Source organism: Streptomyces sp. NPDC001549, assembly GCF_042894025.1.
GTDB classification, from domain to species: domain Bacteria; phylum Actinomycetota; class Actinomycetes; order Streptomycetales; family Streptomycetaceae; genus Streptomyces; species Streptomyces kutzneri.
Genome location: NZ_JBIAVJ010000019.1, coordinates 67,849 through 89,560, shown reverse-complemented (window position 1 = coordinate 89,560; position 21,712 = coordinate 67,849). Strand labels below are relative to the sequence as shown.

Below are 21,712 nucleotides of genomic sequence, written 5' to 3'. Positions count from 1 at the left end.
GCCGTTCATCCCCGTCACCCCCCGGAGCCCCCGGGTCCTCCCTTCCCACCAGCATGCACGCGGCACCCACAGGCTGCCTGCCGGAGTGAGGATCCCCAGGTCAGGGCGAGTCTGTGGAGGTAGGAGGCCGACGGGCGGTGCCGCGCCGGACGCGCAGGACGTACACGCTGAGGATCAGCGCCCAGGCCGGGAACAGCAGCTCGGACCAGGGCACTCCGGAACCGATCACGAGCAGGAGCAGGCCGACGACGGTGCCCAGCAGGGCCAGCGGCCGCGGGAAGACGCCGAGCATCCGCCCGATGGTCGAGGTCGCGAGGACGAAGACGGCCGCCATCCGCATGGCGTACGTCGCGAGGAGCGTGTAGGCGTAGTGGCGGCCGAAATCGGAGGGCGTGCCCTCGGCCAGCACCGTGCCCGCCGCCGCGGCGGAGGCGAACAAGGTGGCCACGAAGACGAATCCGCTGCCGAGGAACACGGTGGCGACGAACCGGTCCTCGGCCGCACCCGTGTGCGCGCGCAGGGCACCCATGAACCAGAGGAAGAAGATGCCCGCGAAGGGCACGATCTCCAGTGCCACTTGGACCGCCCAGCGCTTGTCCGGGTCGACGGGTGCGTCGGCGACGTTGCCCGGGACGGCGATCCGCATCAGGACGATCGCCGCCCCGAGCAGCACGGCGAAGGCGATTCCGGCCATCCCGGCCGCGCGTGGCGTATCGAGCCGATCGGTCGTGGGACTCACGAACCCCTCACTCTCTCCCCTGGTCCAGCAAGCGGCAGTCACTGCCGCGCCACCACCGGGGGGCGGCCGACCGGGTGAGGGAGCCCGGCGGGCCGGCGGGTCAGCCGACCGGCTCCGGCACCGGGTCGGCCGCCGCTTCGTCGGCCCCCTCGTGCTTGCCGTACCAGGCGACCGCCACCGCTCCGGCGACGGCCAGGACGAAGCCGAGGACCGCGAGCCAGGCCAGGCCTGGGCGGGAGGCGTCGCCGAGCCACAGGACGCCGATCGCGCCGGGGAGGACCGTCTCGCCGACGACCAGGGCCGCCGTGGCGCCGTTCACCGAGCCGATCTGGAGGGCGACCGTGTGCAGGTACATGCCGCCGACGCCCGCCACCAGGATGGCGTAGAGGGCCGGGTCGGTGAGGAGGGCGCCGAGGTCGAACGGGTCCACGCCGTTCAGGATCCGGACGCCGACGCCGAGCGCGCCGAAGCCCAGGCCCGACAGCAGGCCCGCCAGGATCGCGGCGCCGCCGCCGAGGAGGCGTACGGCCACCGTGCCGCCCACCATCAGCAGCAGGGTGATCCCCAGCAGCCACCAGTGCGTGGACATCGGCGCGTGGTGGCCGCCCTCGTGGCCCGCGGCCGTCGCCAGCAGCACCAGCGCGGTGCAGACGACACCGATGGAGGTCCATTCCTTCCGGCTCAGCCGGATGCCGAGCATCTTCACGCTCAGCACGGCCGTGATCACCAGGTTGGCACTGATCACCGTCTGCGAGAGGAAGAGGGGCAGCAGACGGGCGGCCAGGGCCCCGAGTCCGAAGCCCACGAAGTCCAGGATGGTGCCGACGATGAATTCCCAGGTCATCGCCGCTTTCGCGGTGGACGACAGGTTGGGGCCGCCGTGGGCGGTCACCCCGGCGGCGGTCGGGGACATGCGTGCGGCGCGGCGCGAGCCGACGGCTTGCAGCACGGAACCCGTGCCGTAGCAGATGGACGCCGCGACAGCGGTCAGCAGGCCTATGAGCACCAAGGGCTCCGTTCACGTCTGGCAGGTTTTGCGGTACCTCTGCCAGACGTCAGAACGGGCCGGGAAGTTGCCTCCGGATCTCAGCTCATCGACGCGAGGACGTCCGGGACCTCGCCCACCGAGTCGACGAGCGCGATCCGGGACTCCATCGCACGGCCGCGCGCCAGTGCCTGGAGCAGGGGCCAGGCCGGAAGGTGCTCGGTCCAGTGGGTGCGGCCGACCAGGATCATCGGGGCCGGCTCGCCCCGGGACTCGTAGTAGTTGGGCGTCCCGTTGTCGAAGATCTCCTGGACGGTGCCCGCCGCCCCGGGCAGGAAGACCACGCCCGCGTTGGAGCGGGCCAGCAGCCCGTCCTCGCGGGTGGCGTTCGCGAAGTACTTCGCTATGTGGCCCGCGAAGGCGTTCGGCGGTTCGTGCCCGTAGAACCAGGTCGGGATGCCCACCGAGTCCCCGCCTGCGGGGAAGCGCTCACGCACGGCGAAGGCCGCGCGCGCCCAGTCGGACACCGACGGCGCGAAGGAAGGGGCCTTGGCCAGCAGCTCCAGGGCCTCCACGAGGGCCTCGTCCGGGGCCGGGGCCAGGTAGGCGCCGAGGTTGGCGGCCTCCATCGCGCCGGGGCCACCGCCGGTGGCCACCGTCAGCCCGGACCGGGTCAGTGCCCGCCCCAGCTCCGCCGCGCCGCGGTAGTCCCCACCGCCGCGGGCCATCGCGTGGCCGCCCATCACACCGACGACCCGGACACCGGCGAGGCGCTCGTCGAGGGCGTCGGAGATGGCGTCGTCATGGATGGAACGGAGCATCGAGGAGAAGACGTCACCGTCGGACTTCGTCTCCTGGAACCAGGCGTACGCCTCGGCGTCCGGGGTGGCCTCGTACCCGTCGGGCAGCCCGGCGAAGAGCTCCTCGGGCGTGTAGAGCAGGCCCCGGTACGGGTTGAACGGCAGGTCCGGTACGGGCGGGAAGACCAGCGCGCCGTCGGCGCGGACCTTCACCGCCGCGTCGGGCTCCATCGCACAGCCCAGGAACACGGCCGCCGAGGTGTCGGCGGACAGCAGCGCGAAGGTCCGCTCCAGCAGGTTGACCGACTGGATCCGGTAGCCGCTGAGCGAGCCGCGTGCCACGACCTGGTCGAATTCGGCGAGCGTCTCGATCTCGATGTCTGGGTTGACCATTCGGCCCACCCTAAGGGCTGCTCGTGTCAGCGGGTCAATGCCAGCGACGTCAGCTGCGCCACACCCCAGCTGAGCGGGACGCACACGGCCAGGAGCGCGGTGGCCCGCAGACTCGCGGCGCTGCGAAGGACGTTGGACGGGGCACCGAGGTCGAGCAGGGCCGTGCGTCCGGGCTCCCGGCTCCTGCGGGCCTCCAGCACGGATGCGAGAAGGGTCGCGGCGGCGCACAGGGTCACCAGGGCGACGGCCGGCCCGGTCAGCGGGCCCAGCGGGAGGGGCAGCCCGCCCCGGTCGCGCAGGGCGAACGCGGTCAGGGCGCCCGCGGCCACCGAGCAGAGCACTCCCAGCGGGGGGCCGATCCGGGGGGCCTCCTCCTGGAGGGTCCGCCCGGCCAGCAGCCGCAGCGCTCCCGGGCGCACGGCCTGGACCAGGCTCCCGCAGGCGTAGGCGAGCCCCGGTCCGGCGAGGGCGAGCCCGACCGCGGTCAGCGACCAGCCGATGAGCATCCCGGCGTCGACCGGGCCCGCGTAGGCCGAGGCCGCGAGCCCGCAGGCGGTCAGGGCGATGCCCCAGGGCAGTCCGGTCTGGGGAGCCAGCGGCGGGTGCGGGCGCAGCGCGAGGGCGGTGGCGGCCGAGGCGGTCAGCGGGATCAGGGCCAGCAGGGTGAGGGAGCCCGCCACCGGCAGCGGCTGGTCGGCGTGGAGCAGCTCGGCCCCGGTCCCGTCGAACGGCAGCCCCGCCAGTTCCCCGCGCAGGTGGAGGAAGACGGCCAGGGCCACGGCGCTGCCCAGAGTGCAGGCGACGGCGGTGGAGATCGCGGCGGCCAGCATGAGCCGAACGGGTCCCAGCCCGACGGCGTCCAGCCCCTCGCGGGGCTGGGTCGCGGGGTCGGCCCGGGCGACGACGACGGCGAAGTGGACGGTGACGGCCAGCGGGATCAGGGCCCACAGCAGGCGAGGGAACGATCCGGCGGGCTGGGCCACGGCACCGGCGAGTACATAGAGGAGCAGGAATCCGGTTCCGGCCGAGGCCGCGGCGACGAGGAGCCGCCGCAGCTGGACGAGCGGCCGGGAACCGCGGGCTAGGCGGAGAGCGAGCACGCGGCCTGGTCCTCCGTGGTGTCGGCGACGGGGGAGGCGGCGGCCGCGGCCCCCGCGAGGCGGCCGTCGAGCAGGGCGATCCGCCGGTCCGCGACGGCCGCGGTGGCCTCGTCGTGGGTGGCCAGCAGCACGGTGATGCCGTGGGAGCGGGCCGCGGTGGTCAGCGTTCGGAGCAGCAGGGCCCGCTCGGTGCGGTGCAGTGGGGCCGTGGGCTCGTCGGCGAAGATCACCGCGGGCTCGTTGACCAGGGCCCGGGCGAGCGCGACCCGCTGGCACTCGCCGCGGGTCAGGGCGCCGGGGCGCTTGCGGGCGAAGCCGGCGATGTCGAGGCGGTCCAGCCATTCGCAGGCGGCCTTGCGGGCGGTGCGGTGGGAGGCCCCGGCGAGCAGCAGGGGCAGGGCCGCGTTCTCCCAGACCTTCAGCTCGGGCAGCAGCTGGGGCTCGTGGCCGATCCAGCCGAACCGGTCGCGGCGCAGCCGTTCGCGGACGAGCGTGCCCATGGTGTGCACGGGGACGCTGTTGAACCAGACCTCGCCCTGCTGGGGCCGCAGCTGCCCGGACAGACAGCGGAGCAGGGTGGTCTTGCCGCTGCCGCGGGGACCGGTCAGGGCGAGGATCTCGCCCTGGCGGACCGCGACGGAGATCTCGACGAGGGCGGGGGAGCCGTCGTGGGAGTAGTGAAGGGACCGAGCCCACAGGACGTCATTGTCAGGCGGGGCAATGTCCGGTGGAGCCACCATGGCGTACACCTCCGTCCGAGGGAACGAAGCGGAACCGGTCGAAGTCACTGGCGCCGCACTGAGATGTAAAGAGATGAACGTCTTGGATGGTGACAGCACACGGCCCGGACCCCCGCGTTCTCACTCGAACGGAGGATCCGGGCCGTGTGGTTGGACTACAGCGGCCCGGGCGGTCTACGGCCCGGTTACAGCTTGGTCCATGCCTCGGTGAGCACCGAGCGCAGGATTCCCTCGATCTCGTCGAAGGTGCCCTGGTCGGCGATCAGCGGCGGCGCGAGCTGGATGACCGGGTCACCGCGGTCGTCGGCCCGGCAGTACAGGCCGTTCTCGAAGAGCGCCTTGGAGAGGAAGCCGTAGAGCACGCGCTCCGTCTCCTCGTCCGTGAAGGACTCCTTCGTGACCTTGTCCTTGACGAGCTCGATGCCGTAGAAGTACCCGTTGCCGCGTACGTCACCGACGATCGGCAGGTCGTGGAGCTTCTCCAGCGTCGAGCGGAAGGCGTCCTCGTTGTTCAGCACGTGCTGATTGAGGCCTTCCTTGTCGAAGATGTCGAGGTTGGCCAGCGCGACCGCCGAGGAGACCGGGTGGCCGCCGAAGGTGTAGCCGTGCAGGAAGGTGTTGTCGCCCTTGTAGAACGGCTCCGCCAGGCGGTCGGAGATGATGCAGGCGCCGATCGGGGAGTAGCCCGAGGTCATGCCCTTGGCACACGTGATCATGTCCGGGACGTAGTCGAACTTGTCACAGGCGAACATCGTGCCCAGACGGCCGAACGCGCAGATCGTCTCGTCGGAGACGAGCAGCACGTCGTACTCGTCGCAGATCTCGCGGACCCGCTGGAAGTACCCGGGCGGCGGCGGGAAGCAGCCACCGGCGTTCTGCACCGGCTCCAGGAAGACGGCGGCGACGGTGTCGGCACCCTCGAAGAGGATCTCCTGCTCGATCTGGTCGGCGCACCAGCGGCCGTAGGCCTCCGGGTCGTCGCCGAAGATCGGGGCGCGGTAGATGTTGGTGTTCGGCACCTTGTGCGCGCCGGGGACCAGCGGCTCGAAGGGGGCCTTCAGGGCCGGCAGGCCCGTGATGGACAGGGCGCCCTGCGGAGTGCCGTGGTAGGCGACCGCACGCGAGATGACCTTGTACTTGGTGTGCTTGCCCTGCAGCTTGAAGTACTGCTTGGCGAGCTTCCAGGCGGTCTCCACGGCCTCGCCGCCACCGGTGGTGAAGAAGACCTTGTTCAGGTCGCCCGGGGCGTAGTGGGCGAGGCGCTCGGCGAGCTCGACGGCCTTGGGGTGGGCGTACGACCAGATGGGGAAGAACGCGAGTTCCTGGGCCTGCTTGTAGGCGACCTCGGCCAGTTCCTTGCGGCCGTGACCTGCGTTGACCACGAACAGTCCGGCGAGACCGTCGAGGTAGCGCTTGCCCTTGTCGTCCCAGATGTAGGTGCCCTCGCCCCGGACGATGGTGGGGACGGGGGAGTTCTCGTAGGACGACATGCGGGTGAAGTGCATCCACAAATGGTCGTACGCGGTCTTGGAGAGGTCCTGGCTCACGGTTATCGGGTTCCCCACATGTAGGTCTGCTTCTTCAGCTTCAGGTAAACGAAGCTTTCGGTTGATCGCACGCCGGGGAGCGTGCGGATCTTCTTGTTGATCGTTTCGAGCAGGTGGTCGTCGTCCTCGCAGACGATCTCCACCATCAGGTCGAAGGACCCTGCGGTCATCACCACGTACTCGCACTCGGCCATGGCGGTCAGCGCGTCGGCCACCGGGTCGAGGTCGCCCTCGACGTTGATGCCGACCATGGCCTGGCGTCGCAGGCCCACGGTGAGCGGGTCGGTGACGGCGACGATCTGCATGACGCCCTGGTCGAGCAGCTTCTGCACCCGCTGGCGCACGGCTGCTTCGGAAAGGCCTACGGCCTTGCCGATCGATGCATAGGGACGGCGACCGTCCTCCTGCAGTTGCTCGATGATCGCCAGGGACACAGCATCGACCGAAGGGGACGGTTGTCTGTTCCTGGAATCTGCGCTTCGACTGACCACGACCTCACTGTGCACGAGGGTCGTCTGTTCCGCAAGACGGAATCGATGAAATCCGTTGTTTGAAGACTCCGATCTCACTGATTTCGTAGTTGGTGGCGTCTGGGTCTGTCGAAAGCCTCCGCCGAGAGGCTAGGCTTGGTAATCGTCTCAATCGTTGGACATGTGATCAGGAGTGTGGCTGTAGTGACCACCGAACTGCGTCGTCTGCGCAACTACATCGGCGGGGAGTTCAAGGACGCCGCCGACGGGCGGACCACCGAGGTGGTCAACCCGGCCACCGGCGAGGTGTACGCCACCGCCCCGCTCTCGGGCCAGGCCGATGTGGACGCCGCCATGGCGGCTGCCGCTGCCGCCTTCCCGGGCTGGCGCGACACCACCCCCGCGGAGCGCCAGAAGGCCCTGCTGAAGATCGCGGACGCCTTCGAGGCGCGCGCGGACGAGCTCGTCGCCGCCGAGTCGGAGAACACCGGCAAGCCGCTGGCCCTCACGGCCAGCGAGGAGCTGCCCCCGATGGTGGACCAGATCCGCTTCTTCGCGGGTGCCGCACGGCTCCTGGAGGGCCGCTCGGCCGGCGAGTACATGGAGGGGATGACCTCGATCATCCGCCGTGAGCCGGTCGGCGTCTGCGCCCAGGTCGCGCCGTGGAACTACCCGATGATGATGGCCGTGTGGAAGTTCGCCCCGGCGATCGCGGCGGGCAACACCGTCGTGCTCAAGCCCTCGGACACCACCCCGGCCTCCACCGTCCTGATGGCGGAGATCATCGACTCGGTGCTGCCCAAGGGCGTGTTCAACGTCATCTGCGGTGACCGCGAGACCGGCAAGGCCATGGTCGAGCACTCCACCCCGGCGATGGCCTCCATCACCGGCTCGGTGCGCGCGGGCATGCAGGTCGCCGAGAGCGCCTCCAAGGACGTCAAGCGCGTCCACCTGGAGCTCGGCGGCAAGGCCCCGGTCGTGGTCTTCGAGGACGCCGACATCGCCAAGGCCGTCGAGGACATCGCGGTCGCCGGCTACTTCAACGCCGGCCAGGACTGTACGGCCGCCACCCGCGTGCTCGTGCACGAGTCGATCCACGACGAGTTCGTGGCCGCGCTCGCCAAGGCCGCCGCCGACACCAAGACCGGTCAGCCGGACGACGAGGACGTCCTGTACGGCCCGCTGAACAACCCGAACCAGCTCAAGCAGGTCGCGGGCTTCATCGAGCGCCTCCCCGCCCACGCCAAGGTCGAGGCGGGCGGCCACCAGGTCGGCGACAAGGGCTACTTCTACGCCCCGACCGTGGTCTCCGGCCTCAAGCAGGACGACGAGATCATCCAGAACGAGGTCTTCGGCCCCGTCATCACCGTCCAGTCCTTCACGAACGAGGGCCAGGCCCTGGAGTACGCGAACGGCGTCGAGTTCGCCCTCGCCTCCTCCGTGTGGACCAAGGACCACGGCCGCGCGATGCGGATGTCCAAGAACCTCGACTTCGGCTGCGTGTGGATCAACACCCACATCCCGCTCGTCGCCGAGATGCCGCACGGCGGCTTCAAGAAGTCCGGCTACGGCAAGGACCTCTCCGCCTACGGCTTCGAGGACTACACGCGCATCAAGCACGTGATGACCTCGCTCGACAGCTGATCGGCCGCATCGATCACAGCACAGCGTTGACGGGGCGGGCAGTAGACAACATGTCTATTGCCCGCCCCCTCGCGTTCGCCGAGGCTGTGCCCATGCCTGAACTCGCCTTCTCCCGCCGTTCTGCGCTGTACGGCCTCGGTGCCGCTGGCCTCGCGGCCGCCCTCTCCGGCTGCGGCGTTCCCGCCGCCTACGTTCCCGAGGAAGGGCGCGAGGGCCCGGACCGTTCCGAGCGGGACCGCAGCGTCACGTTCTCCAACTGGCCGCTCTACATCGACACCGACGAGGAGGACGAGGAGCGCCGCCCGACACTGGAGGCCTTCTCGGAGCGGACCGGCATCGAGGTCCGGTACACCGAGGAGATCAACGACAATGACGAGTTCTTCGGCAAGGTCAGCCCGGCCCTGATGAACCGCCAGGAGACCGGCCACGACCTGATCGTGGTCAGCGACTGGATGGCCGCCCGCTTCGTCCACCTGGGCTGGGCCCAGCAGCTGGACCGGTCGGCCCAGCCCAACGTGGCCCGGCACCTCGACCCGCAACTGCGGTCCCCCGCCTTCGACGAGGGCCGGCTGCACACCGTCCCCTGGCAGTCGGGGATCACCGGTATCGCCTACAACCGCAAGGCCCTGGGCCGGGAGATCAAGTCCGTCAAGGACCTGTGGCAGGCGGACCTGGCGGGCAAGGTCACCCTCTTCTCCGGCCTCGACGAGTCCTTCGCCCTGCTCATGCAGGGCAACGGCGTGGACGTCACCCGCTGGACCGAGTCCGACTTCCACCGGATGTGCGACCAGGTCGAGAACATGGTGAAGAGGAAGCACATCCGCCGCTTCACCGGCAACGACTACACCTCCGATCTGAGCAAGGGCGATGTCCTCGCCTGCCAGGCCTACTCCGGTGACGCCATCCAGCTCCAGGCCGACAACCCGGACATCGAGTTCGTCGTTCCGGAGGAAGGGGCCGAACTCTGGGCCGAGAGCCTGCTCGTCCCCAACCTGGCCCGGCACAAAACCAATGCCGAGGCCCTCATCGACTACTACTACGCACCCGAGGTGGCCGCCTCGCTCGCCGCCTCCGTCAACTACGTCTGCCCCGTCCCGGCCGCCCGGGAGGTCCTGGCCGCCTCCGACGACCAGGAGACCGCCGAACTGGCCGAGAACCCGCTGATCTTCCCGGACGACGACATGCGCAAGCGGCTGGTCGTGGCCCGGGACATCTCCTCGGCCGAGCGCCGGTCCCTCGCCAAGCGCTGGAACGCGATCGTCGGTCTCTGACAGGGCACCCGGCAGCGGGTATTGAACACGTTCAGCAACTTGGCTGAACGTGTTCAGAAATAGGCGTAGGCTTCCTTCCATGAGCGAGAGAAGCGCCCTTCAGCGGCGGATCCGTGCCTGGTTGACCCTGTTCCTGATCTGCCTGGTACTCAGCGGCCTCACGGCCTTCCCCCTGGTGAGCGAGCTCCGGTGGGCCAACGCCCTGATCGACAACGAGTGGCTGCGACGGGTGGGCGACGGGCTGGAGCGGGCCGACGCCGATTACCCCTTCCTCCTCTACGGAACCGACTGGCTCGCCTTCGCCCACCTCGTCATCGCCGTCTTCTTCTACGGGGTCCACCGCGACCCGGTCCGCAACATCTGGATCGTCGAAGCCGGCCTGATCGCCTGCGCCGGAGTGATTCCGCTGGCCCTGATATGCGGCCCGATCCGGGGCATCCCCGTCTGGTGGAGCGTCATCGACATGTCGTTCGGCGTCTTCGGGGTGATCCCCCTGCTGATCCTCCGCCGCATGATCAAGCGCCTCGAAGCGATGCCTGCTTGATGCCTACCCGGCGAAGGCCGCCATCACGATGCCCAAGACCACCGGGTTCGTGTCCTCGCCCTTGGCGTTCGTGGAGTTGACCGAGTAGGCCAAGGTGCGGGACAGGTCCCGCGTCGCACCTATGCCGGTGTTGTACCCGTGCCGGCCGCCGGACTTGCCCCACGCCACCGTGCCGTCCGGCAGGGCGATCCTGGACAGTCCCGCGGTCAGCGTGGCGTCCTTCCCGCCGGCGAAGTTCTTCACCGCGGGCACGGTGAACATCTCTTCCAGCTGGGCCGCCGGCACGATCCGCTCGCTGAACAGGGCCTTGGTGAACCGCTCCAGATCGGCCGTGGTCGAGATGATGTCCCCGGCCGCCCAGCGGTCCGAGGAGTTCCACTCGGTCACGTCCCGCAGCTCCCGGGAGCCGTCCGCCTGGGGGAGCGCCTGGTACCCACGGTTGTGCGGACCGTGGATCCTCGTCTGCGTCCGGGACGGGAAGGAGGTCTGGTGCAGACCGAGCGGCCTCAGGATCCGCCGGCCGACCGCCTCCTCGTACGAGGTGCCCGTCACCTTCTCGACGAGCACGCCCAGCAAGGTGTAGTTGATGTTCAGGTAGTGCTGGGCCGAGCCCGGGGTGAACTCCGGCTTCTTCGCCAGGGCATTGACCAGCTGGTCGTGCGGGTCGGTCACATCGAAGCGGTGCTCCCACTGCGCCTCGAACGAGTCGCCCGGGCCGTCCGCCGCCGGAATGCCGCTGGTGTGGTTGAGCAACTGCCGGACAGTGACGGTGCCGTAGGCATCGGGGACGGTCCCGGGCAGGTACCGCCGGACCGGCCCGTCCAGATCCACCCGGCCCTCGGCCGCCAGCTGGAGCACCACCGCCGCGGTGAAGGTCTTGGTCACCGACCCCGCCCGGAACCTCCCCTGCTCGACGGCCGCCCGCCCCGTGACGATGTCCGCGACACCGGAACTGCCCCGCCAGCCACCGCTCGTACCCCCGACGCGGACCAGCGCGGCAGTCGCGTCCTTGTGCTCCGCTCCGAGACCGGCGATCGCCCGCTCCAGTACCGCGGCATTCGGCGGGGCCGGCACGAGGGGCGCCGAGACGCCCGCCGTGCCCCCCGCCCGTGCGGGAACCGAAGCGGCGTGTGCGACGACGGGTCCGGACGCGATGCCCAGGACCAGAGCGGCTGCGATCAGCGTGCGCGTACGTGCGTTCATGGTGGTGTGCTCCCCCTGTGAGGCCATCGGTGCCGTCTGCCCCGATGACCTCAATGCTCCAGGTCCAAGGGGTAGTTGCGGATCACCATCCAGAGGGGTCTTCACCGGTACGACAACTACCCGGTGCGGGGGAGGCGACACGCCGTCCCCTCACTCCCCGGAGGGAGTACCCACCGCGATCAGGCCCGTCTCGTACGCGCAGATCACCGCCTGGATCCGGTCCCGCAGCCCCAGCTTCGCCAGCACGTTCCCCACGTGCGACTTCACCGTGTGCTCGCTCACCACCAGCGACGCCGCGATCTCTGCGTTGGACAGGCCCCGCCCCAGGTGCAGCAGCGTCTCCCGCTCCCGCGCCGTCAGCACCTCCAGCCGGTCCGCCGGAAGACAAGGCCGCGCCGTCGCCGTCGTGTACTCCTCGATCAGCCGCCGCGCCACCGACGGCGCCAGCAGCGACTCGCCCGCCGCCACCACCCGTACGGCGTGCACCAGGTCGTCCCGCCGCACGTCCTTCAGCAGGAACCCGCTCGCTCCCGCGTGCAGTGCCTCGTACACGTACTCGTCCGAGTCGAAGGTCGTGAGCATCACCGTGCGGCACGCGCTCCCGGCCGAAATCGCCCGGCACGCCTCGATCCCGTCCAGCACCGGCATCCGTATGTCCAGCAGCGCCACGTCCGGCGCGAGCCGGGCCACCGCCTCCACCGCCGCCGCGCCGTCCCCCACCTCGGCCACGACCTCGATGTCCTCCTGGACGTCCAGGATCATCGCGAAGCCGCTGCGCACCAGCTCCTGGTCATCGGCCACCACCACACGGATCGTCAATTCCCCACCTCCAGCGGCGAGGTTACAAGGGACACCCGCACCGAGTACCCGACCCCGTCCGGGCCCGGGCCGGACTCTGCAGTTCCGCCGTGGGCCGCCGCCCGCTCGCGGATGCCGATCAGCCCGTGCCCGCCCGAGGCGCCACCGGGTCCCCGGCCGTCGTCCGTGACCGTCACCGTGAGCGTCCCCGGTCCGTACACGAGCGTGACGTCCGCCGCCGAAGCCCCGGCGTGCCTGACCACGTTGGTCAGGGCTTCCTGCACCACCCGGTGCACGGTCGCCTCCAGTGCGGCCGGCAGCTCGCGCACCGCGCCGGTCCGTTCGTACGTCACCCGCAGCCCGCTGGCCCGTACCCGGTCCACCAGCTCCGTCAGCCCGGCGATCCCCGGCTGCGGGCTCCGGGGCGCGGCTTCGTCGGTGCGCAGCACACCCAGCATCGCGCGCAGCTGCGCCATCGCGTCCCGCCCCGTCTCCGCGATCGCCTCGAAGGCCGCCTCGGCCCGCTCCGGAGCCCTGCGCACGGCCACCGGTCCGGCCTCCGCCTGCACGATCATGATGCTGACCGCGTGCGAGAGGATGTCGTGCATCTCCCGCGCGATCCTGGCCCGTTCGCGTGCGGCAGCCTGCTCCGCCTCGATCCGGTTGGCCCGCTCCAGCTCGGCGGCGCGGGCCAGGGCGGCCTCGGTGTAGGCCTGCCGCGTGTGCTGGAGCCGTCCCAGGGCGTACGCCGCCGCCGAGACGAACAGCGTGAACAGCAATTCCCGCGCCGTCCCCGTCTCCCAGCCCACCGACACGGCCACCACCACCACGGTGGCCAGCCCCACGGCCGCGCGGACCCGCAGGGCGCACTGCAGGGCGACCGTGTAGAAGGCGATGAGGCCCGCGTACGGCAGCGGCTGGCCCGGCCCGTCGACCACGACCTTGTAGATCCCTCCGAGGACCAGAATCGCCGCCAGTACACCCACCGGTGCCCGGCGCCGCCAGATCAGGGGCAGTACGGCGGCCGTGGTCAGCGCGTACGAGGTCCAGGTCGCGGGCGGGAGCTCGGGCGACCGGGCCACGACGAACGGCATCGTGACGGCCAGCTGCACCAGCAGGGTCAGGCCCAGGTCCTGCCACCGCGGATCGGCGCCGCGGATGCCCTCCCGGAAGGCCCGTATCACCGCCCGAGCCCGGTCCGTACGGCCGTCAGCGCGTCCAGCCGGTTCGTGGTGATCGAATCGACCCCCGCCGCGACGAGGCCCTTCATCGTCCGCTTGGTGTCCGCCGTCCAGGCCGACACCAGCAGGCCGTCCCGGTGGAGCGCGTCCACCAGCTCCCGGCTCACCAGTCCGAAACGGTAGTTGAGCCAGCGCGGCGCCACGGCGTCGATCAGCGCCCGCCGCGGCGGCGACAGCGAGGTCCAGGTCAGCGCGATCTCCGCGCCCGGATCGGCGGCGCGGACCGCCAGCATCGTGTTCGGGCCCGCGCAGTAGTACGTCCGCTCGCGCGCCCCGCACTCGTGGACCTGGCCCACGACGATGCGTACCGCCTCGGGCGTGGCGCCGGGGAGGTCGAGCATCAGCCGGCCCGGCCCGGCGGCCGTCAGGGCGTCGCGCAGCGTCGGAACTCCGCCCAGCGTCAGCCCCTTCAGCTGCGGGGCCGTGACGTCGTCGAGGCGTACGTCGTGGCCCCACAGCCGCAGGAGCGTCTCGTCGTGGAGGAGCACCGGCACCCCGTCCCTGGTCAGCCGTACGTCGATCTCGACGGAGTCCGCCCCGCGCGCGAACGCGGAGCGGATCGAGGCCAGGGTGTTCTCACGGACACGGTAGGGATCGCCGCGGTGGCCGACGGCAGTCAGAGTGCTCATGTCCCCATTCTCAGGGGCGCAGTTGCCGAGAACGCGTCAGCGCGCGAGCCATTCGTCGGTGTACGTGTCGATCTCCGCGTTCAGCTTCGCCTTGCCGGCCGGGTCCAGGAAGGAGGCCTCGACGGCGTTCTTGGCGAGCTGCGCGAGCCCGCGCTCGTCGAGGTCGAGGAGGCGGGCGGCCACCGCGTACTCGTTGTTCAGGTCGGAGCCGAACATCGGCGGGTCGTCGCTGTTGATGGTGACGAGCACGCCCGCCGCGACCATCTCCTTGACGGGGTGCCGGTCGAGGTCGGTCACCGCGCGGGTCGCGATGTTGGAGGTCGGGCAGACCTCCAGCGCGATCCGGTGCTCGGCGAGGTAGGCGAGCAGCTCGGGGTCCTGGGTGGCGCTGGTGCCGTGGCCGATGCGCTCGGCGCCGAGCTCGCGGATGGCGTCCCAGATCGTCTCCGGGCCGGTGGTCTCGCCGGCGTGCGGGACGCTGCGCAGACCAGCGGCGCGGGCGGCGTCGAAGTACGGCTTGAACTGCGGGCGCGGGACGCCGATCTCGGGGCCGCCGAGGCCGAAGGAGACCAGTCCCTCGGGGTGGTGGTCGACGGCGAGCCGGGCGGTCTCGGCGGCGGCCTCCAGGCCGGCCTCGCCGGGGATGTCGAAGCACCAGCGCAGGATGACGCCGAGTTCGGTCTCGGCGGCCCGGCGGGCGTCCTCGATGGCCTCCATGAAGGCCTTCTCGTCGATGCCGCGGCGGGTGGAGGAGTACGGGGTGATGGTCAGCTCGGCGTAGCGGATGTTCTGCCGGGCCATGTCGCGGGCGACTTCGAAGGTGAGGGTGCGCACGTCGTCCGGGGTGCGGACCAGGTCGACCACCGACAGGTAGACCTCGATGAAGTGCGCGAAGTCGGTGAAGGTGAAGTAGTCGGCGAGGGCCTCGGGGTCGGTGGGAACCTTCGAGTCGGGGTGCCGGGAGGCGAGCTCGGCCACGATGCGCGGGGATGCCGAGCCGACGTGGTGGACGTGGAGTTCGGCCTTCGGCAGCCCCGCGATGAAGGGGTGCAGGTCGGTCATGGGGGTGCCTCCGGGAGGACGCGGGTGCGGGCAGGTCGGGATTCATCGTAGGCACGCCCGTGACTGTCGGTGGCAGCGCTTAGCATGGCTGTACGAGAGGGGGGCGCCGTATGACCGACAGCAGTCCCGAGCCGCGAGACCCGTGGGCGCCGCTGGAGCGGCCGGCGGTCGAGCTGGGCAAGCCGCAGGGTGCACAGGGGGCGCCGGGCGTGTCGGGCCCGCCTTCCGTGCACGACCAGCCGACACTCGCCGGGATGCCGGGCGACCAGTTCCCCCCGTCCGCGCCGGCCCCGGCTCCGATACCGACGCCGACCCCGCCCCCGATGACCGGCCCGCCCGCCTCCGCGGCGTACGGGTACCCGGTCCAGCCCGGTTACGGATACCCCGGCGACGCCGGATACCCCGCACAGACCGGATACCCCGTGCAGACCGGTCACCCGGGGTATCCCGGGTATCCGGGATACCCCGGCCAGGGCGGGTACCCGCCGCCCTACGGGGCGCAGCGCAGCAACGGCTTCGGCATCACCGCGCTCGTCCTCGGGATCCTCGCGGTCATCGGCTGCATCACCAGCTTCTTCGCGGTGGCGCTCGGGGCGGCCGCGGTCGTCTTCGGCGCGCTGGGCCGAGGCAAGGCGAGCCGCGGCGAGGCGGACAACGGCGGGATGGCGCTCGCCGGCATCATCCTGGGCGCGATCGGCATCGTGCTGGGCGCCGTGATGATCGCGGTCGTGTTCGCCGGCTTCATGGAGCGGGGGTCCACCGACGACTCGCCCTACGACAGCCCCTACGACAACTCCCGGGTGCGCGAGAAGGTCTGACCGGGCCGCCTCAGGAGGCCCAGGGCCAGTCGGCGTCGCGGCCGGCCTCGATCAGGGACACCATCCGGAAGGCCCCGTCGGTGAGCCCGCCGAAGGTGTGCCGGTTCGCGGTACCGGAGGGCGCGTGGCCCACCCGGTAGCCGGCCAGGTTCCAGGTGTAGACGGGAACCGCGGCCGGCACCTCGGCCGTCGGATCGCCGCCGTAGCCGTACGAGGCGGCCTGCTCGTCGGTGACGATCAGCACCCGGTCGTGGCCGTCGTAATACTTCTTCACCGCCGCGGCCGTGTAGGTCCCGCCGAGCTGCCCGAACCGCTCCAGCACCTTCAGTACGGACTCGCCGCGGCGGCACGGGACCGCCTCGCTGTGCGTACCGAACTGCACCAGGTCGGCCTGCTCGGCCCGCAGCGCCAGCGCCGTTCCGAAAATGGCCGCGGCGTCAGCCCGGTTGAGCTCGGAGCGGTCCGACAGCGGGGACCACATCGAACCGGACCGGTCGACGAGCACCAGCGTCCGGCCCGGCAGCGCCGGTACGTTGGCCAGCGAGTGGCCGAGCGCCTGCTCCAGCGGGTACGACCAGCGCAGCGAGGGCGCGTGCTGATAGGCGGCCAGGTAGCGGAACGGGAACTGCCGGGACCGGGCGACGACCTCCGGGTCGGAGATCCTCGCCGCGACCTGCGCGGCCACCGCGTCCGAGACCCCGGCCCGGTCGAAGTTGCGCAGGTTGCGCAGCAGCGCCATCGCACCCATGGACGGGATGACCGCCTCCCAGGCGGCCGCGTCCATCGGCCCCTGCAGCCAACCGGCCAGCGACTCCCAGGTCATGCCCGCCGCCGCGAGCCGCTCCGCCCCGTCCGGGGCGATGACCTGTGCCCGGCGCTCCTGCACCGGCAGCTCCATCAGCGCCCGGTGGGCCACGAGGGTCCGGTTGCCCGCCGGGACCTCGGCGCTCTCCGGGTTGTGCCTGCGGTCGAGGGCGTAGCGGAACAGCTCGCCCTGCCAGGGCTTGGCCGGATCGGGGGAGGCGTGCACGAGGTTGAGGACGTCGCCGAAGCGGTAGGCCTTGGAGTCGGTGTCGTACTTCAGCAGCGAGGTGCCGGAGTAGAGCCGGCGTACGGCGTCGGCGATACCGCGCTTGACGGGCTTGGGCACGTTGCGCCCGTACGCCGCCGTCCAGTAGGCCAGCAGCTCACCGGGCTCGTCCGCGCGCCGTAGCACGGAGTCGACCACCCGGCGGTTCGAAGGCCCGTCGGTGACGCCCGCGTCGAGTCGGGCCTTCACGTACTCGGCGGCGCCGACGAGCGAGGCGGTCCGCATGTTCGCGTCCCCGCGGAGCCAGCCCAGCAGGCCGGCCGTCCAGGCGGGATCCTCGACGGCGAGGGTGCGTACGAGCGCCGCGAACCGGTCGTCGCGCGCCCCGCCGCCCTCGTAGGCGGTCCGCTGCGTCACGAAGTTGGCGACGGCGAGCAGGAACAGCTCGGAGCGCGGGTCACGCAGGTGGCCCGGGCCGCCCTGAGCGGTGCGAGCGGGTCCGGCGGAGCGGACGGGCGAAGTGGGCGAGGCGGGCGCCGACTTGAGCGCGCGCTGGTTGAAGCGAGCCATGAGAATCCCCCCGAATTCGATGGAAGCGGGGGAGGCATGGGGTGAGGGATGCCCGAGATCGGGAGTCGGCGGCGGACTTTATGCCCGGCGAGCTGCCTGGCTGCTCCACCGGCCCGTTCCCTTGCGGGTGACGAGCCGGGTGGGATTCGAACCCACGGCCTCCGGGTCCCCAGAAGTAACCGTCGCCTGCGCACCGGGCATCCCCCACGCCGGCCTCCCGAGATCAAGGTGGCGGCGGCCTGGGTTTCTTTGCAAAAGAAGGAGCCGCAGCCTGCGCACCGGGAGGTGCGTGACGTAGGTGTCCAGAGATCGAAGTCGGCGAAACCACAAGGTGCTCTACCAGCTGAGCTACACCGGCCCGAAGCCGGTGACGGGACTCGAACCCGCGGCCGCCCGATTATGAGTCGAAGTAGGTCTCGCCTTCGCACCTGGACGCTGATCACGTTAGGCGGCCCGTCCGGGTCGCCGCCACGCATTTATGTCAGACCCGCGCCGCCGGGAGCGGCGGGACGGCGGCGGCCCGGCGCCGCTGCGTCACCCGTTCGTCTCGCGCAGCCGCTCGCGGGCCTCCATGAGGGCGAAGCCCAGCAGGTTCAGTCCGCGCCAGCGCGCCGGGTCCAGGGCGCGCTCGTCGTCGGCCGCCAGTCCGATGCCCCAGATCCGGTCCATCGGGCTCGCCTCCACCAGCACCCGCTTCCCGGTGCCCAGCAGGTACCCGCGCAGCGCCGGGTCGGAGTCGAACTTGTGCACGCTGCCCTCCACCACCAGGGCGAAGCGCTCCCGCTCCCAGATCGCGCCGTCGAAGCCGCGCACGAGGCGCCCGACCTTCTTCGCGGCCGCCGGGCTCTTCGCCTCCACCGCGGCGCGCTCCGCCTCGGCATCGCCGAAGATCCGGGCCTTGCCGGCCATCATCCAGTGTTCGGCAGTCGCATAACGGACGTCACCGACAGTGAAGGAAGCGGGCCACCACTGGCTCAGACAGCTCGGACCGAGCCTGCCGTCCGGCTGCGGGCGGTGCCCCCAGAACGGCAGGTACTTCACCCGCTCACCGCGGCTGACCTGCTTGATCAGTTCGTCCATCTTCTCCATGCACGCGAGTCTGGCAGTCGCCACTGACACTTCGTACCGGATTTTCGGTGTGCCTCGACACATGGTCGACCGATTCCGTCGCGTAATCAAAAGGCAACAACGGAATCCCTTGGCCGAGGGCACCACCTCTGTCAGGATCGGCACTCAATTCGAGCTGTAGCTCGAACTGTAGCTACGGAGAGCGTGAGAGCGTTATGGGCAACCGCTTCCAGGTCAAAGACCGCTTCGCAGACGGCGCGCAGTACATCGACGGGCAACTGAGGTCCGGCACCTCCGGACAGTCACACACCGTGGTCGATCCGGCGACCGGCGACGAGGTCCTGACCTACGAGCTCGCCGGCACCGCGGACGTCGACGAGGCCGTCGCCGCCGCCAAGAGGGCCTTCCCGGGCTGGTCCGGCGCCACCCCCGGCGAGCGCTCGGACGCCCTGCACCGGCTGGCGGCCGTCCTGGCCGAGCAGGCGGAGGACTTCGCGTACGCAGAGTCCCTCCAGTGCGGCAAGCCGATCAAGCTGTCCACGGAGTTCGACGTACCGGGAACCATCGACAACACCGCCTTCTTCGCGGGCGCCGCCCGGCACCTCCAGGGGCAGGCGGCCGCCGAGTACTCGGGCGACCACACCTCGTACGTACGCCGTGAGGCCATCGGGGTCGTCGGCTCGATCGCGCCCTGGAACTATCCGCTCCAGATGGCCGCCTGGAAGATCCTCCCGGCGATCGCCGCGGGCAACACCATCGTCCTCAAGCCCGCCGAGCTCACCCCGCTCACCTCCCTGATGTTCGCGCAGGCGGCCAAGGAAGCGGGCCTGCCCGACGGCGTGATCAACATCGTCACCGGCGCCGGCCGCGAAGCCGGAGAGCACCTGGTGGGCCACCCCGACGTGGTGATGACCTCCTTCACCGGCTCCACCGCCGTCGGCAAGCGGGTCGCCGAGATCGCCACCGCCACCGTCAAGCGGCTCCACCTGGAGCTCGGCGGCAAGGCACCCTTCCTCGTCTTCGACGACGCCGACCTGGAGGCCGCCGCGCACGGCGCCGTCGCCGCCTCCCTCATCAACACCGGCCAGGACTGCACGGCCGCCACCCGTGCCTACGTCCAGCGCCCCCTGCACGACGCCTTCGTCTCCCGGGTGGCCGAGCTGATGGAGAGCGTCCGCCTCGGCGACCCCTTCGCGCCCACCACCGACCTGGGCCCGCTGGTCTCGCACGCCCAGCGCGATCGGGTCGCCGGGTTCGTCGAGCGTGCCCGCGCCTACGCCACCGTCGTCACCGGCGGCGAGATCCCGGCCGGGGACCTGGCCGGGGGCGCGTACTACCGGCCCACCCTCATCGCCGGCGCCGCCCAGGACAGCGAGGTGGTCCAGTCCGAGATCTTCGGCCCGGTCCTCGTCGTCCTGCCCTTCGACACCGACGACGAGGGCATCGCGCTGGCCAACGACACCCCGTACGGACTCGCGGCCTCCGCCTGGAGCCGCGACCTCTACCGGGCGAACCGGGCCACCCGCGAGATCAAGGCGGGCTGCGTCTGGGTCAACGACCACATTCCGATCATCAGCGAGATGCCCCACGGGGGCTACAAGGCCAGCGGCTTCGGAAAGGACATGTCGACCTACTCCTTCGAGGAGTACACGCAGGTCAAGCACGTGATGTACGACAACACCGCGGTAGCCGAGAAGGACTGGCACCGCACGATCTTCGGGGACCGTCCGTAACCATCAGCGGCCGACGCCGCGTGGGCCCACCGCCTGACCAGCGGTACACCTCCCGAAAGGGCACAGCGCATGGAGCAGTTCGAGCCCGACCGCCTCTCGGCGGCGCAACTCGCCGCGATGCGGCGCAGCCTCACCAGCGGGCGCGGCGCCCTCACCCGCCGCTCACTGCTGCGCGCCTCCGGGGTCGGAGCGCTCACCCTCGGAGGGCTGTCCGCCCTCACCGGGTGCGGGATTCCGCCCGCCAAACGTGAGGGCGACGCGGCCGTGGCCTCCGACGACCACTCGGCCCAGGAGAAGGAGATCAACTTCTCCAACTGGACCGAGTACATGGACACCAGCGAGGACGAGAAGAGCCGTCCCACGCTGGAGGAGTTCACCAAGCGGACCGGCATCAAGGTCAAGTACACCGAGGACATCAACGACAACGTCGAGTTCTTCGGCAAGATCCGCCCCCAGCTCGCGGCCGGCCAGGACACCGGCCGCGACCTGATCGTCGTCACCGACTGGCTCGCCGCCCGCATCATCCGCCTCGGCTGGGCGCAGAAGCTGGACCCCGCGCACCTCCCGCACGCCTACGCCAACCTGATCCCGCAGTTCCGCACCCCGGACTGGGACCCGGGACGGGCCTACAGCTACCCCTGGACCGGTATCGACACCGTCATCGCCTACAACGAGAAGGCGACCGGCGGCAAGAAGGTCGACTCCGTCACCCAGCTGCTCGACGACCCCTCCCTCAAGGGCCGCGTCGGCTTCCTCACCGAGATGCGCGACAGCGTCGGCATGACCCTGCTCGACCAGGGCAAGGACCCGGCGAAGTTCACCACCGCCGACTTCGACGAGGCGATCGGCCGGCTCCAGAAGGGCGTGGACAAGAACCAGATCCGCCGCTTCACCGGCAACGACTACACCTCCGACCTCGACAAGGGCGACCTCGCCGCCTGCCTCGCCTGGGCCGGGGACATCATCCAGCTCCAGGCTGGCAACCCGGACATCAAGTACGCCATCCCCGCCCCCGGATACATCACCTCCAGCGACAACCTGCTGGTCCCGGTCAAGGCCCGGCACAAGGCCAACGCGGAAAAGCTGATCGACTTCTACTACGAGCCCGAGATCGCCGCCCAGCTGGCCGCGTACATCAGCTACGTCTGCCCGGTGGAGGGCGTCAAGGACGAGCTGGCCAAGATCGACCCCGCGCTCGCGGACAACCCCCTGATCGTCCCGGACAAGGCGATGGCCGCCAAGGCCCACGCCTTCCGCTCCCTCACCAGCGAGGAAGAGACGGAGTACGAGGAGAAGTTCGCCAAGCTCATCGGCGCCTGACGCACGC

General features: G+C 70.7%; 20 protein-coding genes. 6 read left to right on the top strand and 14 right to left on the bottom strand.

Annotated features, from left to right (window positions below):
- Positions 1-100: 100 nt before the first annotated feature.
- The 7 genes from ACFY04_RS27680 to ACFY04_RS27650 all read right to left on the bottom strand — a co-directional run bounded on the left by ACFY04_RS27680 (position 101) and on the right by ACFY04_RS27650 (position 6,810).
- The gene (locus ACFY04_RS27680; protein WP_389120642.1) at positions 101-739 is read right to left on the bottom strand and encodes a hypothetical protein; all 639 of its coding nucleotides are present in this window, start codon (positions 737-739) and stop codon (positions 101-103) included.
- A gap of 100 nt (positions 740-839) precedes the next feature.
- The gene (locus ACFY04_RS27675; RefSeq protein WP_389120641.1) at positions 840-1,745 is read right to left on the bottom strand and encodes a hypothetical protein; all 906 of its coding nucleotides are present in this window, start codon (positions 1,743-1,745) and stop codon (positions 840-842) included.
- An 80-nt stretch (positions 1,746-1,825) separates the two neighbouring features.
- Positions 1,826-2,917 carry an LOG family protein gene (locus ACFY04_RS27670; protein WP_389120638.1) on the bottom strand — a complete coding sequence of 364 codons (1,092 nt, stop codon included), beginning with the start codon at positions 2,915-2,917 and terminating at the stop codon, positions 1,826-1,828.
- 26 nt (positions 2,918-2,943) lie between these two features.
- Positions 2,944-4,017, bottom strand: a complete 1,074-nt coding sequence (locus tag ACFY04_RS27665; protein ID WP_389120636.1) for a hypothetical protein — start codon at positions 4,015-4,017, stop codon at positions 2,944-2,946.
- Positions 3,999-4,757: an ABC transporter ATP-binding protein gene (locus ACFY04_RS27660; RefSeq protein WP_389120634.1), complete on the bottom strand. Its 759-nt coding sequence runs from the start codon at positions 4,755-4,757 to the stop codon at positions 3,999-4,001. Before ACFY04_RS27660 ends, ACFY04_RS27665 begins: the two co-directional genes overlap by 19 nt.
- Before the next feature lie 185 nt (positions 4,758-4,942).
- A complete protein-coding gene (locus ACFY04_RS27655; RefSeq protein WP_314244423.1) occupies positions 4,943-6,322 on the bottom strand; it encodes an aspartate aminotransferase family protein in 1,380 nt (459 codons plus the stop codon).
- Positions 6,307-6,810, bottom strand: a complete 504-nt coding sequence (locus ACFY04_RS27650; RefSeq protein WP_007266859.1) for an Lrp/AsnC family transcriptional regulator — start codon at positions 6,808-6,810, stop codon at positions 6,307-6,309. The genes ACFY04_RS27655 and ACFY04_RS27650 overlap by 16 nt, the downstream gene beginning before the upstream one ends.
- Before the next feature lie 168 nt (positions 6,811-6,978).
- Here ACFY04_RS27650 and ACFY04_RS27645 point away from each other — a divergent pair, with 168 nt between their 5' ends.
- The 3 genes from ACFY04_RS27645 (at position 6,979) to ACFY04_RS27635 (ending at position 10,233) form a co-directional block, all read left to right on the top strand.
- A complete protein-coding gene (locus ACFY04_RS27645; RefSeq protein WP_389120633.1) occupies positions 6,979-8,418 on the top strand; it encodes a gamma-aminobutyraldehyde dehydrogenase in 1,440 nt (479 codons plus the stop codon).
- A gap of 92 nt (positions 8,419-8,510) precedes the next feature.
- Positions 8,511-9,689, top strand: coding sequence for a spermidine/putrescine ABC transporter substrate-binding protein (locus tag ACFY04_RS27640; RefSeq protein WP_389120632.1), 1,179 nt, complete (start codon positions 8,511-8,513; stop codon positions 9,687-9,689).
- 79 nt (positions 9,690-9,768) lie between these two features.
- A complete protein-coding gene (locus tag ACFY04_RS27635; RefSeq protein ID WP_389120629.1) occupies positions 9,769-10,233 on the top strand; it encodes a hypothetical protein in 465 nt (154 codons plus the stop codon).
- 3 nt (positions 10,234-10,236) lie between these two features.
- Here ACFY04_RS27635 and ACFY04_RS27630 read toward each other — a convergent pair whose 3' ends face one another.
- From ACFY04_RS27630 to ACFY04_RS27610, 5 genes are all read right to left on the bottom strand, one after another.
- Positions 10,237-11,436 (bottom strand): serine hydrolase domain-containing protein, encoded by a 1,200-nt coding sequence (locus ACFY04_RS27630; protein WP_389120627.1) that lies wholly within the window; start codon positions 11,434-11,436, stop codon positions 10,237-10,239.
- A gap of 150 nt (positions 11,437-11,586) precedes the next feature.
- A complete protein-coding gene (locus ACFY04_RS27625) occupies positions 11,587-12,255 on the bottom strand; it encodes a response regulator (protein ID WP_389120625.1) in 669 nt (222 codons plus the stop codon).
- The gene (locus tag ACFY04_RS27620; RefSeq protein WP_389120823.1) at positions 12,252-13,328 is read right to left on the bottom strand and encodes a sensor histidine kinase; all 1,077 of its coding nucleotides are present in this window, start codon (positions 13,326-13,328) and stop codon (positions 12,252-12,254) included. Before ACFY04_RS27620 ends, ACFY04_RS27625 begins: the two co-directional genes overlap by 4 nt.
- A gap of 86 nt (positions 13,329-13,414) precedes the next feature.
- Positions 13,415-14,104 (bottom strand): glycerophosphodiester phosphodiesterase, encoded by a 690-nt coding sequence (locus tag ACFY04_RS27615; RefSeq protein ID WP_389120623.1) that lies wholly within the window; start codon positions 14,102-14,104, stop codon positions 13,415-13,417.
- 36 nt (positions 14,105-14,140) lie between these two features.
- Positions 14,141-15,166 (bottom strand): adenosine deaminase, encoded by a 1,026-nt coding sequence (locus ACFY04_RS27610; protein WP_389120621.1) that lies wholly within the window; start codon positions 15,164-15,166, stop codon positions 14,141-14,143.
- A 110-nt stretch (positions 15,167-15,276) separates the two neighbouring features.
- Between ACFY04_RS27610 and ACFY04_RS27605 the strand changes: the two genes are divergently transcribed.
- Entirely contained in the window at positions 15,277-15,984 is a 708-nt protein-coding gene (locus ACFY04_RS27605) for a DUF4190 domain-containing protein (protein WP_389120619.1), read from the top strand.
- A gap of 10 nt (positions 15,985-15,994) precedes the next feature.
- Here ACFY04_RS27605 and ACFY04_RS27600 read toward each other — a convergent pair whose 3' ends face one another.
- Together ACFY04_RS27600 and ACFY04_RS27595 are read right to left on the bottom strand one after the other, a co-directional pair.
- Entirely contained in the window at positions 15,995-17,584 is a 1,590-nt protein-coding gene (locus ACFY04_RS27600) for a TROVE domain-containing protein (protein WP_389120617.1), read from the bottom strand.
- Between the two features lie 534 nt (positions 17,585-18,118).
- Positions 18,119-18,673 (bottom strand): NADAR family protein, encoded by a 555-nt coding sequence (locus ACFY04_RS27595; protein WP_389120615.1) that lies wholly within the window; start codon positions 18,671-18,673, stop codon positions 18,119-18,121.
- 194 nt (positions 18,674-18,867) lie between these two features.
- On the opposite strand from ACFY04_RS27595, the gene ACFY04_RS27590 reads away from it, so the two are divergent.
- Together ACFY04_RS27590 and ACFY04_RS27585 are read left to right on the top strand one after the other, a co-directional pair.
- Positions 18,868-20,385: a gamma-aminobutyraldehyde dehydrogenase gene (locus tag ACFY04_RS27590; protein ID WP_389120612.1), complete on the top strand. Its 1,518-nt coding sequence runs from the start codon at positions 18,868-18,870 to the stop codon at positions 20,383-20,385.
- Between the two features lie 69 nt (positions 20,386-20,454).
- Complete coding sequence (locus tag ACFY04_RS27585; protein WP_389120610.1) at positions 20,455-21,705, top strand: spermidine/putrescine ABC transporter substrate-binding protein; 1,251 nt, start codon at positions 20,455-20,457, stop codon at positions 21,703-21,705.
- The last annotated feature ends 7 nt before the right edge of the window (positions 21,706-21,712 follow it).

What these genes read in the sequence shown, in the direction of transcription:
- ACFY04_RS27670 (WP_389120638.1), bottom strand. Translation starts at nt 2,917, where the DNA reads ATGGTCAACCCAGACATCGAGATCGAGACGCTCGCCGAATTCGACCAG.
- ACFY04_RS27660 (WP_389120634.1), bottom strand. Translation starts at nt 4,757, where the DNA reads ATGGTGGCTCCACCGGACATTGCCCCGCCTGACAATGACGTCCTGTGG.
- ACFY04_RS27640 (WP_389120632.1), top strand. Translation starts at nt 8,511, where the DNA reads ATGCCTGAACTCGCCTTCTCCCGCCGTTCTGCGCTGTACGGCCTCGGT.
- ACFY04_RS27635 (WP_389120629.1), top strand. Translation starts at nt 9,769, where the DNA reads ATGAGCGAGAGAAGCGCCCTTCAGCGGCGGATCCGTGCCTGGTTGACC.
- ACFY04_RS27630 (WP_389120627.1), bottom strand. Translation starts at nt 11,436, where the DNA reads ATGAACGCACGTACGCGCACGCTGATCGCAGCCGCTCTGGTCCTGGGC.
- ACFY04_RS27620 (WP_389120823.1), bottom strand. Translation starts at nt 13,328, where the DNA reads ATGCCGTTCGTCGTGGCCCGGTCGCCCGAGCTCCCGCCCGCGACCTGG.
- ACFY04_RS27615 (WP_389120623.1), bottom strand. Translation starts at nt 14,104, where the DNA reads ATGAGCACTCTGACTGCCGTCGGCCACCGCGGCGATCCCTACCGTGTC.
- ACFY04_RS27610 (WP_389120621.1), bottom strand. Translation starts at nt 15,166, where the DNA reads ATGACCGACCTGCACCCCTTCATCGCGGGGCTGCCGAAGGCCGAACTC.
- ACFY04_RS27605 (WP_389120619.1), top strand. Translation starts at nt 15,277, where the DNA reads ATGACCGACAGCAGTCCCGAGCCGCGAGACCCGTGGGCGCCGCTGGAG.
- ACFY04_RS27600 (WP_389120617.1), bottom strand. Translation starts at nt 17,584, where the DNA reads ATGGCTCGCTTCAACCAGCGCGCGCTCAAGTCGGCGCCCGCCTCGCCC.
- ACFY04_RS27595 (WP_389120615.1), bottom strand. Translation starts at nt 18,673, where the DNA reads ATGGAGAAGATGGACGAACTGATCAAGCAGGTCAGCCGCGGTGAGCGG.
- ACFY04_RS27590 (WP_389120612.1), top strand. Translation starts at nt 18,868, where the DNA reads ATGGGCAACCGCTTCCAGGTCAAAGACCGCTTCGCAGACGGCGCGCAG.
- ACFY04_RS27585 (WP_389120610.1), top strand. Translation starts at nt 20,455, where the DNA reads ATGGAGCAGTTCGAGCCCGACCGCCTCTCGGCGGCGCAACTCGCCGCG.